The sequence below is a fragment of the Ruegeria sp. CI1 genome (assembly GCF_056536925.1).
This window is the reverse complement of record NZ_JBQFQP010000004.1, coordinates 220,545-235,944: the sequence shown is the minus strand read 5'-3', so window position 1 is coordinate 235,944 and position 15,400 is coordinate 220,545. Positions and strand designations below refer to the sequence as shown.

At 59.1% G+C, this 15,400-nt stretch carries 17 protein-coding genes and 1 tRNA gene; 15 read left to right on the top strand and 3 right to left on the bottom strand.

Annotation, left to right across the window (positions count from 1 at the left end):
• Positions 1-10 precede the first annotated feature (10 nt).
• On the bottom strand, positions 11-457 hold the full coding sequence (locus tag ACR0LZ_RS06685) for a c-type cytochrome (protein WP_480749001.1): 447 nt from the start codon (positions 455-457) through the stop codon (positions 11-13).
• Positions 458-964: 507 nt separating this feature from the next.
• Here ACR0LZ_RS06685 and petA point away from each other — a divergent pair.
• The 14 genes from petA (at position 965) to ACR0LZ_RS06615 (ending at position 12,815) form a co-directional block, all read left to right on the top strand.
• Positions 965-1,525, top strand: coding sequence for a ubiquinol-cytochrome c reductase iron-sulfur subunit (gene petA, locus ACR0LZ_RS06680; protein ID WP_480749000.1), 561 nt, complete (start codon positions 965-967; stop codon positions 1,523-1,525).
• A gap of 12 nt (positions 1,526-1,537) precedes the next feature.
• Positions 1,538-2,869, top strand: a complete 1,332-nt coding sequence (gene petB, locus ACR0LZ_RS06675; protein ID WP_480748999.1) for a cytochrome b — start codon at positions 1,538-1,540, stop codon at positions 2,867-2,869.
• A gap of 18 nt (positions 2,870-2,887) precedes the next feature.
• The gene (locus tag ACR0LZ_RS06670; protein ID WP_480748998.1) at positions 2,888-3,679 is read left to right on the top strand and encodes a cytochrome c1; all 792 of its coding nucleotides are present in this window, start codon (positions 2,888-2,890) and stop codon (positions 3,677-3,679) included.
• Positions 3,680-3,880: 201 nt separating this feature from the next.
• Positions 3,881-4,132 (top strand): PepSY domain-containing protein, encoded by a 252-nt coding sequence (locus ACR0LZ_RS06665; protein ID WP_480748997.1) that lies wholly within the window; start codon positions 3,881-3,883, stop codon positions 4,130-4,132.
• A 6-nt stretch (positions 4,133-4,138) separates the two neighbouring features.
• On the top strand, positions 4,139-4,714 hold the full coding sequence (locus ACR0LZ_RS06660; protein ID WP_480748996.1) for a cytochrome b/b6 domain-containing protein: 576 nt from the start codon (positions 4,139-4,141) through the stop codon (positions 4,712-4,714).
• The gene (locus ACR0LZ_RS06655) at positions 4,711-5,232 is read left to right on the top strand and encodes a helix-turn-helix transcriptional regulator (protein WP_480748995.1); all 522 of its coding nucleotides are present in this window, start codon (positions 4,711-4,713) and stop codon (positions 5,230-5,232) included. Before ACR0LZ_RS06660 ends, ACR0LZ_RS06655 begins: the two co-directional genes overlap by 4 nt.
• A 105-nt stretch (positions 5,233-5,337) precedes the next feature.
• Positions 5,338-5,997 carry a TetR/AcrR family transcriptional regulator gene (locus ACR0LZ_RS06650; RefSeq protein ID WP_480748994.1) on the top strand — a complete coding sequence of 220 codons (660 nt, stop codon included), beginning with the start codon at positions 5,338-5,340 and terminating at the stop codon, positions 5,995-5,997.
• Complete coding sequence (locus ACR0LZ_RS06645) at positions 5,994-7,298, top strand: phenylacetate--CoA ligase family protein (RefSeq protein ID WP_480748993.1); 1,305 nt, start codon at positions 5,994-5,996, stop codon at positions 7,296-7,298. The genes ACR0LZ_RS06650 and ACR0LZ_RS06645 overlap by 4 nt, the downstream gene beginning before the upstream one ends.
• Positions 7,295-8,056: an enoyl-CoA hydratase/isomerase family protein gene (locus ACR0LZ_RS06640; protein WP_480748992.1), complete on the top strand. Its 762-nt coding sequence runs from the start codon at positions 7,295-7,297 to the stop codon at positions 8,054-8,056. Before ACR0LZ_RS06645 ends, ACR0LZ_RS06640 begins: the two co-directional genes overlap by 4 nt.
• Positions 8,057-8,169: 113 nt before the next feature.
• The gene (locus tag ACR0LZ_RS06635) at positions 8,170-8,844 is read left to right on the top strand and encodes a phosphatidylserine decarboxylase (RefSeq protein WP_480748991.1); all 675 of its coding nucleotides are present in this window, start codon (positions 8,170-8,172) and stop codon (positions 8,842-8,844) included.
• Positions 8,845-8,856: 12 nt separating this feature from the next.
• Positions 8,857-9,612 carry a CDP-diacylglycerol--serine O-phosphatidyltransferase gene (pssA, locus tag ACR0LZ_RS06630; RefSeq protein WP_480748990.1) on the top strand — a complete coding sequence of 252 codons (756 nt, stop codon included), beginning with the start codon at positions 8,857-8,859 and terminating at the stop codon, positions 9,610-9,612.
• A gap of 1 nt (position 9,613) precedes the next feature.
• Positions 9,614-10,255 carry a class I SAM-dependent methyltransferase gene (locus tag ACR0LZ_RS06625; RefSeq protein WP_480748989.1) on the top strand — a complete coding sequence of 214 codons (642 nt, stop codon included), beginning with the start codon at positions 9,614-9,616 and terminating at the stop codon, positions 10,253-10,255.
• Positions 10,256-10,359: 104 nt separating this feature from the next.
• Positions 10,360-10,974: a FecR domain-containing protein gene (locus ACR0LZ_RS06620; RefSeq protein ID WP_480748988.1), complete on the top strand. Its 615-nt coding sequence runs from the start codon at positions 10,360-10,362 to the stop codon at positions 10,972-10,974.
• Positions 10,975-11,021: 47 nt separating this feature from the next.
• A complete protein-coding gene (locus tag ACR0LZ_RS06615) occupies positions 11,022-12,815 on the top strand; it encodes a CHASE2 domain-containing protein (protein ID WP_480748987.1) in 1,794 nt (597 codons plus the stop codon).
• A gap of 82 nt (positions 12,816-12,897) precedes the next feature.
• Here ACR0LZ_RS06615 and mtaB read toward each other — a convergent pair whose 3' ends face one another.
• Together mtaB and dapF are read right to left on the bottom strand one after the other, a co-directional pair.
• A complete protein-coding gene (mtaB, locus tag ACR0LZ_RS06610; protein WP_480748986.1) occupies positions 12,898-14,154 on the bottom strand; it encodes a tRNA (N(6)-L-threonylcarbamoyladenosine(37)-C(2))-methylthiotransferase MtaB in 1,257 nt (418 codons plus the stop codon).
• On the bottom strand, positions 14,151-14,993 hold the full coding sequence (dapF, locus tag ACR0LZ_RS06605) for a diaminopimelate epimerase (RefSeq protein WP_480748985.1): 843 nt from the start codon (positions 14,991-14,993) through the stop codon (positions 14,151-14,153). Before dapF ends, mtaB begins: the two co-directional genes overlap by 4 nt.
• A gap of 207 nt (positions 14,994-15,200) precedes the next feature.
• On the opposite strand from dapF, the gene ACR0LZ_RS06600 reads away from it, so the two are divergent.
• Positions 15,201-15,276: transfer RNA gene (locus ACR0LZ_RS06600), tRNA-Lys, on the top strand.
• Positions 15,277-15,400: the final 124 nt, after the last annotated feature.

Genomic DNA, 15,400 nt, shown 5'->3' with positions numbered 1-15,400 from the left:
GGCGCCGGGTTTACTGGGGGCTGAAGGTCGCCAGATAGGCAGTGATGTCTTCGGCCCCGGATTTGAGCTTGACGCTCATGTTCGGGCGGGCAGTTTCATCGTTCAGGAATTCCTGAATGAAACCAATGGGGTCGGCGGCATAGGCGGTGATGTTCTCTTCGGTCCAGACGAGGCCTTCTTGGCCGGCGCGGATCATGTCGTCGGTGAACATGCCGATGGGCAAGCGCTCGCTGCCATTGAGGTAGTCGTATTCGGTTCCGGCGACCCGACCGATGACCCCGTACAGGTTCGGGCCGGTGATCCCGCCTTTGACCAGCACCTTGCCGTCCTTGATGATTGCGTGGCAGGAGGAACAGCGGCTGTAAAGTTGTTCGCCTTTTGCCGGATCTCCGGCGGCATGGGCCGTCGCCGTAGAGGCGGTTGCAAGAATAAGGGCCGCAAAAATCGTTTTAATCACGCCCAACCTCCATCCTGAATATGCGTCCACCGGGACATAGCGTGGTTCTCGCAATAGGTGCAATAGCAGGAATGTGGCCATTTTGAGGAATAAAATTTCTATATAAAATAGATGTTTAAATGGAGCGTGTACAACCAAAGGGGTAGTTGCCGGACTTCATCAGGCTGAACTGGACTGACTGTGAGCGAAGCGTCCCCGCGACGTGGCTGCATCGGGGCTGAAAGCCACCGACTGTATGGTGAGCATAGCGCGACAAAAGCGAATCGCCTGGGGCAGGGATTTTCGGTATTCCGCCAAATACGGGCGCGTTTTCATGATTTTGCCGCCCCGATCTTGAAATTTGTGTCCGCATTGCGACATGAAAGGGCTGATGCGGGGTCCTGCGCGCCTATGACCGCTGGACGAACCGTTTTCTCCCGGATAGATACGCGCGATGAGACGCCGCTTTGTTGCGGTGCTGATGCATGTTTGCCCGTCCGCCGGGCGTTGGAATTCGGAGAAAACCTCGTGTCCCACGCAGAAGATCACGAAGGCACCCGCAGAGATTTCCTCTACTACGCCACGGCTGGCGCAGGTGCTGTAACCGCAGGGGCTGCCGTCTGGCCGCTCGTCAATCAGATGAACCCGTCGGCCGACGTTCAGGCGCTGTCCTCGATCCGCGTGGATATCAGTGGCGTCGAAGAAGGCACCCAGATCACCGTGAAGTGGCTGGGCAAACCGGTCTTCATCCGCCGCCGGACACCCGAGGAAATCGAAGAGGCGCGTTCGGTCGATCTGGCAGAACTGCCGGACAACAACGATCGCAACGCCAACAAGCCCGGCCTTGACGCCGCGGACGAAAACCGTTCGTTGGACGAGAGTGGCGAATGGCTGGTGATGATGGGCGTGTGTACGCACCTTGGTTGTGTGCCGCTGGGTGATGGCGCCGGCGACTATCATGGTTGGTTCTGCCCTTGTCACGGTTCGCACTACGACACGTCTGGCCGCATCCGCAAAGGGCCCGCGCCCGAGAACCTGCCGGTTCCGGTGGCCGAGTTCGTCGAACCTACCGTTATCAAGCTGGGATAAGGAAACGCGCTCATGTCCGGAATTCCGCACGACCATTACGAACCGAAGACAGGCGCGGAAAAGTGGCTGCACAGCCGCCTGCCCATCGTCGGTCTGCTTTACGACACCATCATGATCCCCACCCCGAAGAACCTGAACTGGTGGTGGATCTGGGGAATTGTTCTGGCTTTCTGCCTGGCACTGCAGATCATCACTGGCATCGTGCTGGTGATGCATTACACCCCGCAGGTCGATCTGGCCTTTGCCAGCATCGAGCACATCATGCGCAACGTGAACGGCGGCCATATGCTGCGGTATCTGCACATGAACGGGGCGTCGCTGTTCTTTGTCGCCGTTTATATCCACATCTTCCGCGGTCTGTTCTATGGCTCGTACAAGGCCCCGCGCGAGATCACGTGGATCATCGGCATGCTGATCTATCTGTGCATGATGGGCACTGCATTCATGGGTTACGTTCTTCCCTGGGGGCAGATGTCGTTCTGGGGCGCAACCGTGATCACCGGCCTGTTCGGCGCGATCCCGTTCATCGGCGAAAGCATCCAGACCTGGCTGTTGGGCGGACCCGCGGTGGACAACGCCACGCTGAACCGCTTCTTCTCGCTGCACTACCTGCTGCCGTTCGTCATTGCGGCGCTGGTCGTGGTGCATATCTGGGCCTTCCACACCACCGGCAACAACAACCCCACGGGCGTTGATGTTCGCAAAGGGTCGAAAGCCGAGGCCGAGAAGGACACGCTGCCGTTCTGGCCCTATTTCGTGATCAAGGACTTCTTTGCTCTGGCAGTTGTTCTGGTTGTCTTCTGGGCCATCGTCGGCTTCATGCCGAACTATCTGGGCCACCCCGACAACTATATCGAAGCCAACCCGCTTGTGACGCCCGCGCATATCGTGCCGGAATGGTACTTCCTGCCGTTCTATGCAATCCTGCGCGCCTTTACCGGCGAGGTCTGGGTTGTTCAGTTCGCCAGCTTCATCACCGGTGGCATCATTGACGCCAAGTTCTTTGGCGTGATGGCGATGTTCGGCGCGATCCTGGCCATGGCGCTGGCGCCGTGGCTGGACACCTCGTCGGTGCGTTCGGGCAAGTACCGTCCGATGTTCAAGTGGTGGTTCTACCTGCTGATCATCGACTTCATGGCCCTGATGTGGCTGGGCGCGATGCCTGCAGAAGAACCCTATGCATCCTTCTCGCTGATCGCGTCGGCCTATTGGTTCGCCTATTTCTTCGTGATCCTGCCGATCCTGGGCGTTATCGAAAAGCCCGAGGCGCAGCCGGAAACCATCGAAGAAGACTTCAACGCGCACTATGGCAAGGCTGACGCCGACGCCACACCCGCCGAGTAAGAAGAGGGACAGAAAACCATGTTCAAGAAACTTGCAATCGGCGCCGCTGTTGCTCTGGCGTTTGTTCCTGCCGCATCATTCGCGGCAGGTGGCGGCGAACAGCATATCGAGGATTTCCAGTTCTCGTTCGAAGGCCCGTTCGGCACCTATGATCAGCACCAGCTGCAACGCGGCCTGCAGATCTATACCGAGGTCTGCTCGGCCTGCCACGGCCTGCAATATGTTCCCCTGCGCACACTGGCCGATGAGGGCGGTGTCGGGTTCACAATGGATCAGGTTCGCGCCTATGCGGCTGACAACTTCACTGTTTACGATCCGGAGCTCGACGAGGACGTGCCGGCCAAGCCCGTTGACCATTTCCCGGCCAACACGGCGGCTGGCGCGCCTGATCTGAGTCTTATGGCCAAGGCGCGCGCCGGTTTCCATGGCCCCTACGGCCTGGGCATCAACCAGCTGTTCAAGGGCATGGGCGGCGCGGAATACATCGCCTCGCTGCTGCATGGCTATACCGGCCATGAAAAGGAAGAGGCCGGCACCATCCTGTACGAAAATACCGCCTTCCCCGGCGGCTGGATTTCGATGGCGCCACCGCTGTTCGACGAGCAGGTCGAGTTTGCCGATGGCCACGAGAACACCGTCGAGGCCATGGCACAGGACGTCGCCGCATTCCTGATGTGGACGGCAGAACCCAAGATGATGGCCCGCAAGCAGGCCGGATTCGTGGGTGTGATCTTCCTGACCATCCTTTCGGTGCTGTTGTACCTGACCAACAAGCGCCTTTGGGCGCCGGTTAAGGGCAAGAGACACTGATCCCTGACAAACACGTCTGAAGTCAAAACCCCCGCGCGTCGCGCGGGGGTTTTTTGTTGGGACAGGTTCGGTTTTCAAACGTCAGCGCGCGCTTAGATCCCCGTGTTTAAGCCCGAACCCAATGGTTCGATCGGGGCGAGCGGCACAGGTTGGCCTTGCTGGCGGGCAGTCCGCCACGGGATCTGAAAACGGAGAAATATCATGAGATATCTGTCGATCATTGCGGGCCTGCTTGTTGCTTCGCCGGTTCTGGCGCTTGACCTTGCTCCCGGTGCAGAGGTGGGAAAAACCGAAGCTGAAGTGCGCACAAGCCTGACCGATATGGGGTTCGATGTGCGCAAGATCGAAATGGAAGACGGAAAGATCGAAGCCTATGTCGTGAAGGGTAAGGAACTTGCCGAAGTGTATGTCGATCCGGCAAGCGGCAAGATTTCCAAGGTCGAGCAGGAGTGAAGCCGGATGGCTGGTCATGCTGAAACAGAGCGCGGGCACCTGAGTGCCCGCAGCTATCGGGTGTGGGATCCTCTGGTGCGGCTTGTTCACTGGACTGTCGTTCTTGGTGTCGTGTTGAACGGGATGATTGTCGATGATGAGGGGAAAGCGCATGAACTCATTGGATATGCGGTTCTGGCGGTTGTTCTTGTCAGGCTGCTCTGGGGCGTCATAGGCCCGGCTTCGGCCCGGTTTTCTGCTTTTGTCCCTTACCCGCGGGCCGTGCTGAACCATGCAAAGGAGGCATGGGCGGGGGACCGGGTCGTGCACTTGTCCCACAATCCGCTGGGTGCTCTGATGGCCTATAGTATCTGGCTGACCCTGCTGGTGATTTGCGGCACGGGCGTCATGATGGGCTCGATCCGGTTTTTTGGCGTGCAGTGGGTTGAAGAGGTGCACGAACTGGCGTTCAACTGGCTGGTGTTGTCCGTGGTGATCCATGTTGGCGGAGTGGTTCTGGATCAAAGGCGGACAGGCGTAGGTTTGGTGAAAGCAATGATTACGGGACGCAAGGACATTCCCGACGGTTGGTCGGTCAAATGATCAACAGGGTCATTCAGACCCTGAGGTCCGGCGACGCTGACGCGCGCCGGGCTGCGCTAATGGCGGCGATGATCGTGATCCAGTCGCTATGTGCGTTGTTCTTTATCGTCGATGTCATTCTGGACGTACGCGAGCCTGCCGGGGAGGGTGGAGGGCATCTTGTCCTGGAAAGCTTTGTCGCAGTCGTGCTGTGTGCAGGCATCCTGTTCTTCATGTTCGAACTGCGCGCGCTGCTTGCAAAGATGACCCGCGTTACCACCGGTCTGAAGGCGGCGCGTGGCGAGATGGCGGAAGTCATCGAAGGCTTTTTTGCGCAATGGGGCCTGACACAAGCCGAAAGGGATGTCGCCCTGCTGATCCTGAAAGGGTTGGACAACGATTCCATCGCGCGCATTCGCGGTCGGGCGGCGGGAACCGTACGGGCGCAATCGACTTCTATCTATGCCAAGGCTGGGGTGGATGGGCGAGCTCAGTTGCTGAGTCTCTTTATGGAGGAGCTTTTGTCCGACTCCGTGTAGCGCGGGCGATGGTCGCCTTCACCGCCGAAGGCCAGCGCAGACTATTCAGGCTCTTGACTCGAATCATTTATGATACTGATGTCAGTTTCATAAAATGGAGGTACAATGATCCCTGCCAATGGAATATCTGGTCCGAAAACCGACCCGTTTGAGACATGGTTATCCATCGGCCGGGAGCGCATGCGCAAGGGCGAGCGTACCCGGCTTGATCTTCTCATTTCCGGCACGACCTTCCTTGCCGACAACACACTTGATTTGCTGACCGTGTCGACCGTTTGCCAGCAAGCGGGCGTCGCGCACGGTACGTTTTATCTGTACTTCAAAGATCGAAACGACCTGGCGGGCCACCTGCTGAGCAAGTTCGTGGACTATCTGCAAGTTCAGATGCGGGGCGCAGCCAGACAAGATGGCGACCCGATCCGCAATACCACGGCAGGTTATTTCGAGCTATTCAAGGCCAATGCAGGCTTGATGAAATGCCTTGTCGTGGGCATCGACGCTTTTCCCGAAGCCAGGGCAGCTTTTCAACGGCTCAACAACGAGTGGGCGAGAACCGTTGTGCGTGCGTATCTGAAAAATCACCGGGGCGGTGGACCTGCCGAAGATGAACTGATGCGGCGCGCTTACGCGCTTGGCGGAATGGTCGATCAGTATCTGACAGCACTGTTCGTAACCAAAGATCCCTGGGTGGGGTCGATCTCGAAAGACCCGGACACCGTTGTCGACACTCTTACAACGCTTTGGACGAAAGGCATGGGCGAATGAGCTTGCTGCACCACGGGCACTTGGTGCCCCTCAATGAGTTATCACTGCACAGGCAGGAATCGTGGCAACGACAAAGCGACTATGTCGCAAGAAACTCGGCTTTCTATCAACGGATTTGGAACGGCAAGCGCCCTCCTAAACGACTGGAAGATCTTGCGGAGCTGCCGTTCTCGGACAAGGCGGGGCTGAGACTGGCGCAACCGGCATCGCCCCCGTTCGGGGATTACCTTGCTGCCCCGGCGGAGAAAGTCGCCAGACTGCATCGTACATCCGGCACGACCGGACAGGCCATGAACCTTGCCATGAGCGCAAGAGATTGCGAAACAACGGAAATCGTTGGAGGTCGCGCGCAGTCCCTTGCCGGGCTGAAGCCGGGGATAACCGTTGTTCACTGCCTGAACTATCAGATGTGGATGGGAGGACTGACCGACCATCTGACGCTGGAGCGCACGGGCGCAACGGTCGTTCCTTTCGGTGTTGGATCGACCGAACTGCTGATCAACACCATATTGGAAACCGGGATCACTGCCATCTCGTGCACCCCGTCTTATCCCGCTGTTTTGGAGCGCGTGATTGCCGACAAGTTTCCGTCCTTGAAGCCTGGTGATCTTGGCCTGAAACTCGGGCTGTTTGGCGGCGAGCCCGGCATTGACGATCCGGAATTTCGCCGGCGCCTAAGCAATATCTGGGGTTTGCAGCCAAGAAACGCGAATTACGGCGTCTCTGACGTGTTTTGCAATTTCGCCTCTGAATGCTTTCATGACACCTCATTGCATTTCGTGGCGCATGATGTCCTGCATGCCGAACTGATCGACCCTGACAACGGGGAACCCAGGGAAATGCTCTCTGGCAACGAAGGAGAACTGGTTCTCACCCATCTCAGCCGTGAATGCCAACCCCTGGTGCGCTTTCGGACCGGCGATATCATCCGCATTGACAATACGGACCCGTGCCGGTGCGGCTGCACCGGCTTTCGGTTCCGGGTGATTGGCCGTTCCGACGACATGGTGGTGGTCCGGGGGCTGAACATGTTCCCGTCCATGGTCGCAGCCGTCATCACCGGATTCGACGAACTGTCGGGTGATTATCGGATCATGCTGGATGTTCCGCCGCCTTATGACGTCTTGCCCGTGCATGTCGAGTTGGCAGCCGACGGTCGGGATGACGGAACCCTAGCGCGGCGGATCGCGGAGAGGTTCAAGAAAAAGCTCGGGGCGACGATACGGGTGAGAATTCTACCCTACGCGACGTTTCCGCGAACCGAAGGAAAAACAAGGCGGGTCATAAGGAGCCATGAATGACAACTTTCACCTATGAAACCATCCGCTCGGATTTGACCGCAGATGGTGTGCGCACGATTTCCCTGAACAGACCGTATGCAATGAACGCGATGAATCGCCTTTTGATCGATGAAGTCACGCTGGCGTTCGACGATGCGAACCGCGACCCCGCGACACGGGCGATCATTTTCACCGGCGAGGGAAGTGCGTTTTGCGCGGGCGATGACCGGCACGAACATGTGCATCCGGAGACCGAGGAAGAAGCGCGCGCAGTTGTGGATGCCATACAGCGCGCGACCGTGGCAATCGTGCTTGGCGCCAAGCCGGTTGTCGGCGCCATCAACGGCTGGGCCGTCGGGGGGGGCTTTGAATGGGCGATCAATTGCGACTTTCCGATCTGGGCGGAAAGCGCGCGGGGGTTTTTTCCCGAGGTGTCGCTCAACCTGTTTGTGACCGGTGCCGTGACCTCGATTCTACCTGCGCTTGTCGGGCCGGTAAAAGCGCGCGAGATGCTGTTTCTGGGACAGCGTTACGCGGCGGCCGAACTCAAGGAAATCGGCGTCGCGTGGAAGGTCGTGCCTGATGACGGTCTGCTGGCCGAGGCGGAAGCGGTCGCGAAACAACTGGCTGCCCTGCCTCAGCTTTCCACACGTGCAATGAAACGTGTCTTGAATCAGGCAACAGCGGGCGGAATTCACCGGGCACTGGAGCTGGAAACCGAGGCGACCGTTGCCGGGTTTCTGGACCCGGAAACCACCCGGCTGCTCAAGGATTTCTGATCGGGCGTAGTCGAAAGCCAGTGTCGAACACACCGTGTCATATCGACCTCTCTTGCGTTCGGGGCCAATCTACCTATGAAGGTCCCGACAAATGAGCTGAGGGAAAGACCGCGATGCGAATGCGTGACACGTTCATCAAGCCGATGCATCCCGAAGGCATCCGGTTTGTCGCGATCTTTGCGGCGATAACTGTCGGCCTGTTTTTCCTGTCCGACGTCCTGGGCTGGATCGGTGTCGGCCTGACGGTCTGGTGTTACTACTTTTTTCGCGATCCCGAACGCGTGCCGCCGTTGGGTGAAGGATTGGTTGTCAGCCCGGCAGACGGCGTGGTTTCGCTGATCGAAAAGGCGGTGCCGCCAAAGGAACTGGGTATGCCCGACATGCCCCTGACGCGTGTCAGCGTTTTCATGAGCGTGTTCAATTGCCATGTGAACCGAACACCCATCGACGGCGAAATCGTCGCTGTCGCCTATCGCCCCGGCAAGTTTTTCAACGCGTCGCTGGACAAGGCCAGCGCCGATAACGAACGCAACAGTCTGCGTATCCGCATGCGGAACGGTCAGGACCTGGCGGTTGTCCAGATCGCGGGCCTTGTGGCCCGTCGGATCGTATGCTTTGTAAATCCAGGTGACGCGATGCAAACCGGTGAGCGGTTTGGCCTGATCCGGTTTGGGTCCCGGCTGGATGTCTATCTGCCTGATGATGTGGATCCGCTGGTGCGCGTGGGGCAAACGATGATCGCCGGTGAAACCGTTCTTGCCGAATTGAGCGCGCCGGATGAACAATAGGCGGCTGGATCAGTGACAGAACCTTCCAAACATGATGAGACTGGGTTTGCGCTGATCCATTTGCTGCCGAACGCGCTGACCATTCTGGCCATTTGTGCAGGCTTGTCGGCAATCAGGTTCGGCGTACAGGGCAATTACGTGCTTTCGGTACAGCTGGTTATCGCGGCCTGTGTTCTGGATGGGCTGGACGGGCGCATCGCCCGCCTGGTCAACGGTGGCAGCAAGCTGGGTGCCGAGCTGGATTCGCTTGCGGATTTCCTGAACTTCGGGGTGGCGCCGCCGCTTATCCTATATTTCTGGGCTTTGCAGGATATCCGAAGTCTGGCCTGGATCGCCGTTCTGTTCTTTGCGGTGTGTTGTGTCATGCGTCTGGCGCGCTTCAATGTGACCAGCAAGTCCGAGACCTGCGACCACGACAAAGCCTATTTCGAAGGAGTGCCATCACCGGCAGGGGCGCTTTTGGTCATGCTGCCCATGTACCTCTCTTTTGCCTTTGCTGACAGGCCGGTGCTGCCCGGCTATCTGATCTGCATTTATATGGTGTTTATCGGACTGCTGCTGATCAGCCGCATTCCGACCTGGTCATTCAAGACCACCCGAATCTCCCGCGGGAACGTGAAGTATTTTCTGATCGGCATCGCTATTGCAGGGTCTGCGCTGCTGACCTTTGCCTGGATCACTTTGATCGCGCTGTGTGTGGGATATGTGGTGATGGTTGCCAAAGCGTGGTTCGGAAGTGAAAAACATTCAAACCATCAGGGAATTTGAAATGGATATTCAAGCTGTGCAATCCTCTTATGCGCGCTGGGCACCGGTTTACGACAAGACATTCGGTGTCATAACGAATGCCGGACGGCGGCGCGCGACCGAGTATGTAAACGGCCGCTCCGGGTCGGTTCTGGAGGTTGGGGTGGGTACCGGCCTTTCGCTGGAACACTATGCTCCCGAACTTCAGGTGATCGGTATAGATTTCAGCGAGGACATGCTGAAGAAAGCCCGGAAAAAAGTAAGCGCCATGCGACTGACCAATGTCGCAGAGCTTCGTCAGATGGATGCCCGGACACTCGATTTCCCCGACAACCACTTCGACACGGTTGTGGCGATGCATGTGCTTTCCGTTGTTCCGGAACCGGAAAGAGTGATGGCGGAAATCACGCGGGTCTGTAAACCGGGCGGAAAAGTGGTTATCACCAATCATTTTCAGAGAGAGCAGGGTTTGCTTGCATCGCTTGAAAAGGCAATTGCGCCACTTGCCAACACGATCGGCTGGCATTCCGATTTCGAGATCGAAACCGTGCTGAAAGAGGCGGCATTGACCCTCGAAGAACAAACGCCCCTGCCTCCATTTGGCATGATGACTTTTGTGGTTCTGGGAAAATCAGAGATGTCGCCGTCAGCTTTGCAGGCCTAGTCCCTTCACGCCCGCGCGCCTTGGGCGGGTGAAACGTTCTGGTTGTTGACCTATCGCTGGCGACCGTTCATCCTGAATGGGTACCCCTGCGCAGAGAGGCCACAATGACTTGTCGGAACCTGCTGCGAACCTTATTCGCAAGCCTCTGGATCGGGCTGGCCCTTCCCGCCGGTGCCCAGACGCCCGGCGCGTGTGTTGTTACCCGTGTGGAAGGGGGTGCGGAGGTCTCTGCCCGCGGCGCAGGCGTACAGGCCGCGGTGACGGGCCTTGGGTTGGGTCGCAATGCCAAATTGCGCACCGAGGCCGGAGCCCGTGTCACCCTGCGGTGTTTTGGCGGGCTTGCTGTCGTTGTCGGCCCCGAAAGCGAGGTCGATGTGCTTGGCCTTCTGGAGGGGGGCACGAAACCGTTGGGATTTCGGCTGATCGACGGGCTAGCCGGGTTCCTGTTCTCATCTCAGGACGGAAACGGCGTTCAGATTCGCACGCCGTCCGCCGTTGCCGCCGTGCGTTCGACGCAATGGGCGATGCAGGTTGAGCGCCGCGCAAGCGCAGTATTTGCACGCGAGGGAACAGTATTCGTCTTTGCCAATGGTGGCGAAGCGCGCCTCGGCCCCGGTGACGGCATTGACGTGACTTCCTCCGGCGAAATGGGGCAAGTCACACGGTGGGGGCAGGCGCGCATCGACCGGTTCGACGCATTGCTTGGTCCCGATTGGTAACGCGCGACAGGTTCCGGCGCACACGCCGCGTCGCCGCAGTGGTGGTGATGCTGGCAACTTTGGGCATTGCCCTTTGGCATCCCGGCAGCCGAAGCGCGTTCTGGCAGGGGATCGAAGGGCAATTCCTTGATGCCCGCTTCCTTTGGCGCGGTCCGATTGCGCCGCCTGAAGGTGTTGCAATTGTTGCGTTCGACGATGCTGCCGTTTCCCGGATCGGGACCTTCCCTCCGCCTCGCAAAACGCTTGCTGCCGCCGTGTCGGATGCCGCGCGGGCCGGGGCGAAGGTTATTGCATTGGACTTCCTGCTGATCGAGCCGCGCGAGGATGATCAAGCCCTTGCCGGTGCCTTGACCGGAGTTGATGCCGTTCTGGGCGTTGCAGAGGCGTCTTCGGATGCTCCGCTCCTCGAACTTGATGGGGAAGGCTTTTCGGTTGTCGTCGCCACGGATCATCGCAATCCTCTGCCTGCACTGGGTCCGACAGAGGCGTTGCGCGGTACGACCTCTCTCGGCCATGTCATTCTGCGCCACGACGCAGATGGAGCTGTCCGCCGAATTGACGCGGCGCATCCTCTGGCAACGCAAGATGGTATCGTTTGGTATCCTGCGCTTGCTATGGCGGCCCTGACCGATGCAGGTAACGATCTTGATCTGCAACTGTGGTTGTCTGCTACCGGAGGGAAGCTGACGGTCGGAGAATCCACCATTCCGCTGGACATGCTGGGTGCGATACCACTCAAGTTCTACGGGCCGGGGGGCACAATCCAGACCTTTTCCGTCACGGAGGTTCAGGACGCAGACCTTGAGGGCAAGATCGTGTTCCTCGGGGCAACCGCGACCGGATTCGGAGACCGGCACGCCACATCGTTCGACGCGGCCTTCCCCGGCGCCGAGCTGCATGCGACGCTTGCCGCGAACATGCTTGAAAAGCGCCTGTTGCGACGTGACGCGGTTGCGTGGTTCTGGGATATCGCACTTGCGCTCGTGGCGAGTACCTTGGGGTTCATCGTGGCCGGAGTGAACCGACCCTGGCTTGCCCTGTCGGGAACCGCTGCCGTGACAGTTGCACTGGCGGCCGTGTTGCAGGCCGCGTTTATCGCGGGATGGTGGCTGGATGTGACAACTGTGTTGCTTTCGCTGTTGCTCGGGGTCGGATTCGGCGCCGGGCTGCGGCTTTTGGATCATCGCCGTCGCGCGGCGAACCTCGCTCTCTATCATTCACCGCTGTTGGTGGAACGGCTTGCAAGCGCCGCCGATCCCCAGTTCGAAACAGCGGCGCGGCCAGCCGTCGTTCTGTTTGTCGATGTTGAGAATTTTACTGGCTATTCAGAACAGCTGGGCCCCGAAGGCACCGCACAGTTCCTGCGAGTTTTTCATGGCCTGGTCGAACAGACGGTGGAGCCCTTGGGCGGGGTCATTGCGCATTTCGCCGGTGATGGCGCAATGGTTGTCTTTGGTCTGCCGAAACCTCGACCCGATGACGCAACGCAGGCTTTGCGGTTCATCGAAGATTTGTATGAAAGCGTTGGAAGGGCGGCTGACTGGCCTGGCCTCGGTCTGCGGGTGGGTGGCCACGCTGGCCCCGTTCAGACCGGAGTGGTCGGTGGACGGCATCACAGACAGCTGACCGTAAGCGGTGACGTGGTCAACACCGCCAGCCGATTGCAGGATTTTGCCAAATCCTACGGTGCGGCCATAGCCCTGTCCGAGGCGCTCGTGCAATCCGAACCGGAAGCACTGGCTCGGGCTGGTAAGCTGGGTCTCAGCCCGTCCGGCCGGCACAAGTTGCGCGGTCGCCAAGAACCGATCCTTGTCTGGACCGACCAGCCAACCAAAAGCTGACGAAGCATATTCGTACTCAGCACGGTTAGGACAGCGATCCTTGGACCAGCTGTGGGGAAAACTGACCAGCCTTGAGGTGCGTTCAGGCGATGAGCCGGCTATCCGACACACCGCTGATCGTCGCGGTGACGATCTGACCTTCGGATTGCGGGTGGCTCAGGCGGACCTCGGTGAATTGTTCTGTCCGGCCCATGACCGGGGTTTCCATCAAAATGCGATGGGTTTTTCCGATCTGCGCCGCGAGGTGCTTTTGGACCTGCGCATCGCCCGTCGCACGCAACCGTGCAGCGCGGTCCTTGATGACTTTGCCGTTGACTTGCTGCGGAATGCGCGCCGCTGGCGTGCCGTCACGTCTGGAATAGGGAAAGACGTGCAGCCAGGTCAGGTCGCAGTCGGTCACCAGTTTCAACGAATTTTCGAAATGGGCCTCGGTCTCGGTCGGGAAACCGGCGATGATGTCGGCGCCGAATGTCATCTCGGGGCGCAGCTTGCGGGCCTCTTCGGCAAAGCGGATCGCATCATCGCGCAGGTGGCGCCGCTTCATTCGCTTGAGGATCAGGTCGTCGCCATGCTGCAGGCTGAGGTGCAGATGCGGCATCAGGCGCGGTTCGGTCGCGATGGCCTGCATCAGGTTCTCATCCACCTCGATCGAGTCGATCGAACTGATCCGCAGACGCGGCAGATCGGGCACCAGTTTCAGGATACGCATCACCAGATCGCCCAGCTTGGGTTGAGCGGGCAGGTCAGCACCCCACGAAGTCAGGTCGACCCCGGTCAGCACCACCTCGTTAAAGCCGCGATCCACCAGCCGCTTGATCTGGTCCACCACGACGCCGGCTGGGACGCTGCGTGAATTGCCCCGGCCATAGGGAATGATGCAGAAGGTGCAGCGGTGGTCACACCCATTCTGGACCTGTACATAGGCCCGCGAGCGCGTGCCAAAACCGTCGATCAGATGACCGGCGGTTTCAGTGACCGACATGATGTCGTCGACCTGCACCGCCTCGGTCCGACCGATGAAATCGGCGGCCATGCCCTTCCAGGTTTCGGGGCGCATCTTTTCGGTGTTGCCGATCACCGCGTCGACCTCGGTCATGGCGGCAAAAGTCTCTGGCTCGGTCTGGGCGGCGCAACCGGTTACGATCAGACGCGCCTGAGGGTTTTCCCGCCGCAGCTTGCGAATTTCCTGTCGCGCCTTGCGCACCGCTTCGGCTGTGACCGCACATGTGTTGACTATCACCGCATCCGCAAGCCCCGCCTGCTGCGAAAGCTCTTTCATCGCTTCGGTTTCATAGGCGTTCAGGCGGCAGCCGAGCGTTGTGAATTTGGGCGCGTTCATTTCAGCCCGTCCAGGAATTCAGGCGTCATCGTGCCCGAGAACACATGGCAGGTCGGCCCGGTCATCCAGACCCCGTCTTCGCGCCACTCGATCCAAAGCGTGCCGCCATCCAGATCAACCCGCACCTTGCGCCCCGTCAGTCCGCGCCGCGCCGCCGCGACAGCAGTCGCGCAGGAAGAAGAACCGGACGCCAGCGTAATACCGACGCCCCGCTCCCACACGCGCATACGGATATGGTCGGGGCCAACGATCTGGGCCACCTGAACATTTGTCCGCTGCGGATAAAGCGGGTGGTATTCATAACGCGAGCCGAATTCTGTCAACGGAATCGCCTCGGCATCCTCGACGAAGAAGGTACAATGTGGATTGCCCATACCTGTGGCGACCGGCCCGCCTTCGATCGGCAGCTCCAACGTGTCCACGTCTTCGGCCAGTGGAATATCCTGCCAGTCCAGCTGAGGCTGTCCCATGTTCACCGAAGTCAGCCCGTCGCCTACGTCCCTTGCGCGCAGCTCGCCGCGGTCGGTGGTCAGCACCAACTCGGTCTTGCCGGTCTCGGTCATCAGGTGGCGTGCGACGCAACGGGTCGCGTTTCCGCAGGCGGCCGAGGTCGTGCCGTCGGCGTTGTAAAAGACCAGATGCGCATCGCCCTTGCCGTTCTGGATCACGGCCAATTGGTCAAAGCCGACCCCGAACTGGCGATGCGCGATCCCTTGCGCCGCAGCCGGGGTGATTCCGATTTCATGCGCTCGCGCATCAACAATGACAAAGTCATTGCCCAGCCCGTGCATCTTCATGAATGGTAATCCGGTATGTGTCTGATCCTGCATGGCGGGCATATAGCGCTGCTGTAGTGATGAATCCAGCCTGTCGCGATATTTCGCCAAAAAAGGGCTTGACCCCCTCGCGCCACCTCCCTAATTAGGCCGCCTATCGGGTCGCCGGATGGTTCTGAACCAAAGGGGGCGCGCGGTGCAAATAAGGCCTTGAACCTGACCGGTAAAATGCCTTACAGAGCGCCACGGATCGAAAAGATCCAAAAGAGTGGGCCGTTAGCTCAGTTGGTAGAGCAACTGACTTTTAATCAGTGGGTCGCAGGTTCGAATCCTGCACGGCTCACCACTGTTTTCAATAACTTACACGACATCCTCCGCGCACGTCATGTCTTCGGGTAAGCGTGGGGTAAGCTTGCGGGCATGGTTTTCTTCTTTTTTCGTTGCTTTTCGATGTTGCCTGATTCAACCCT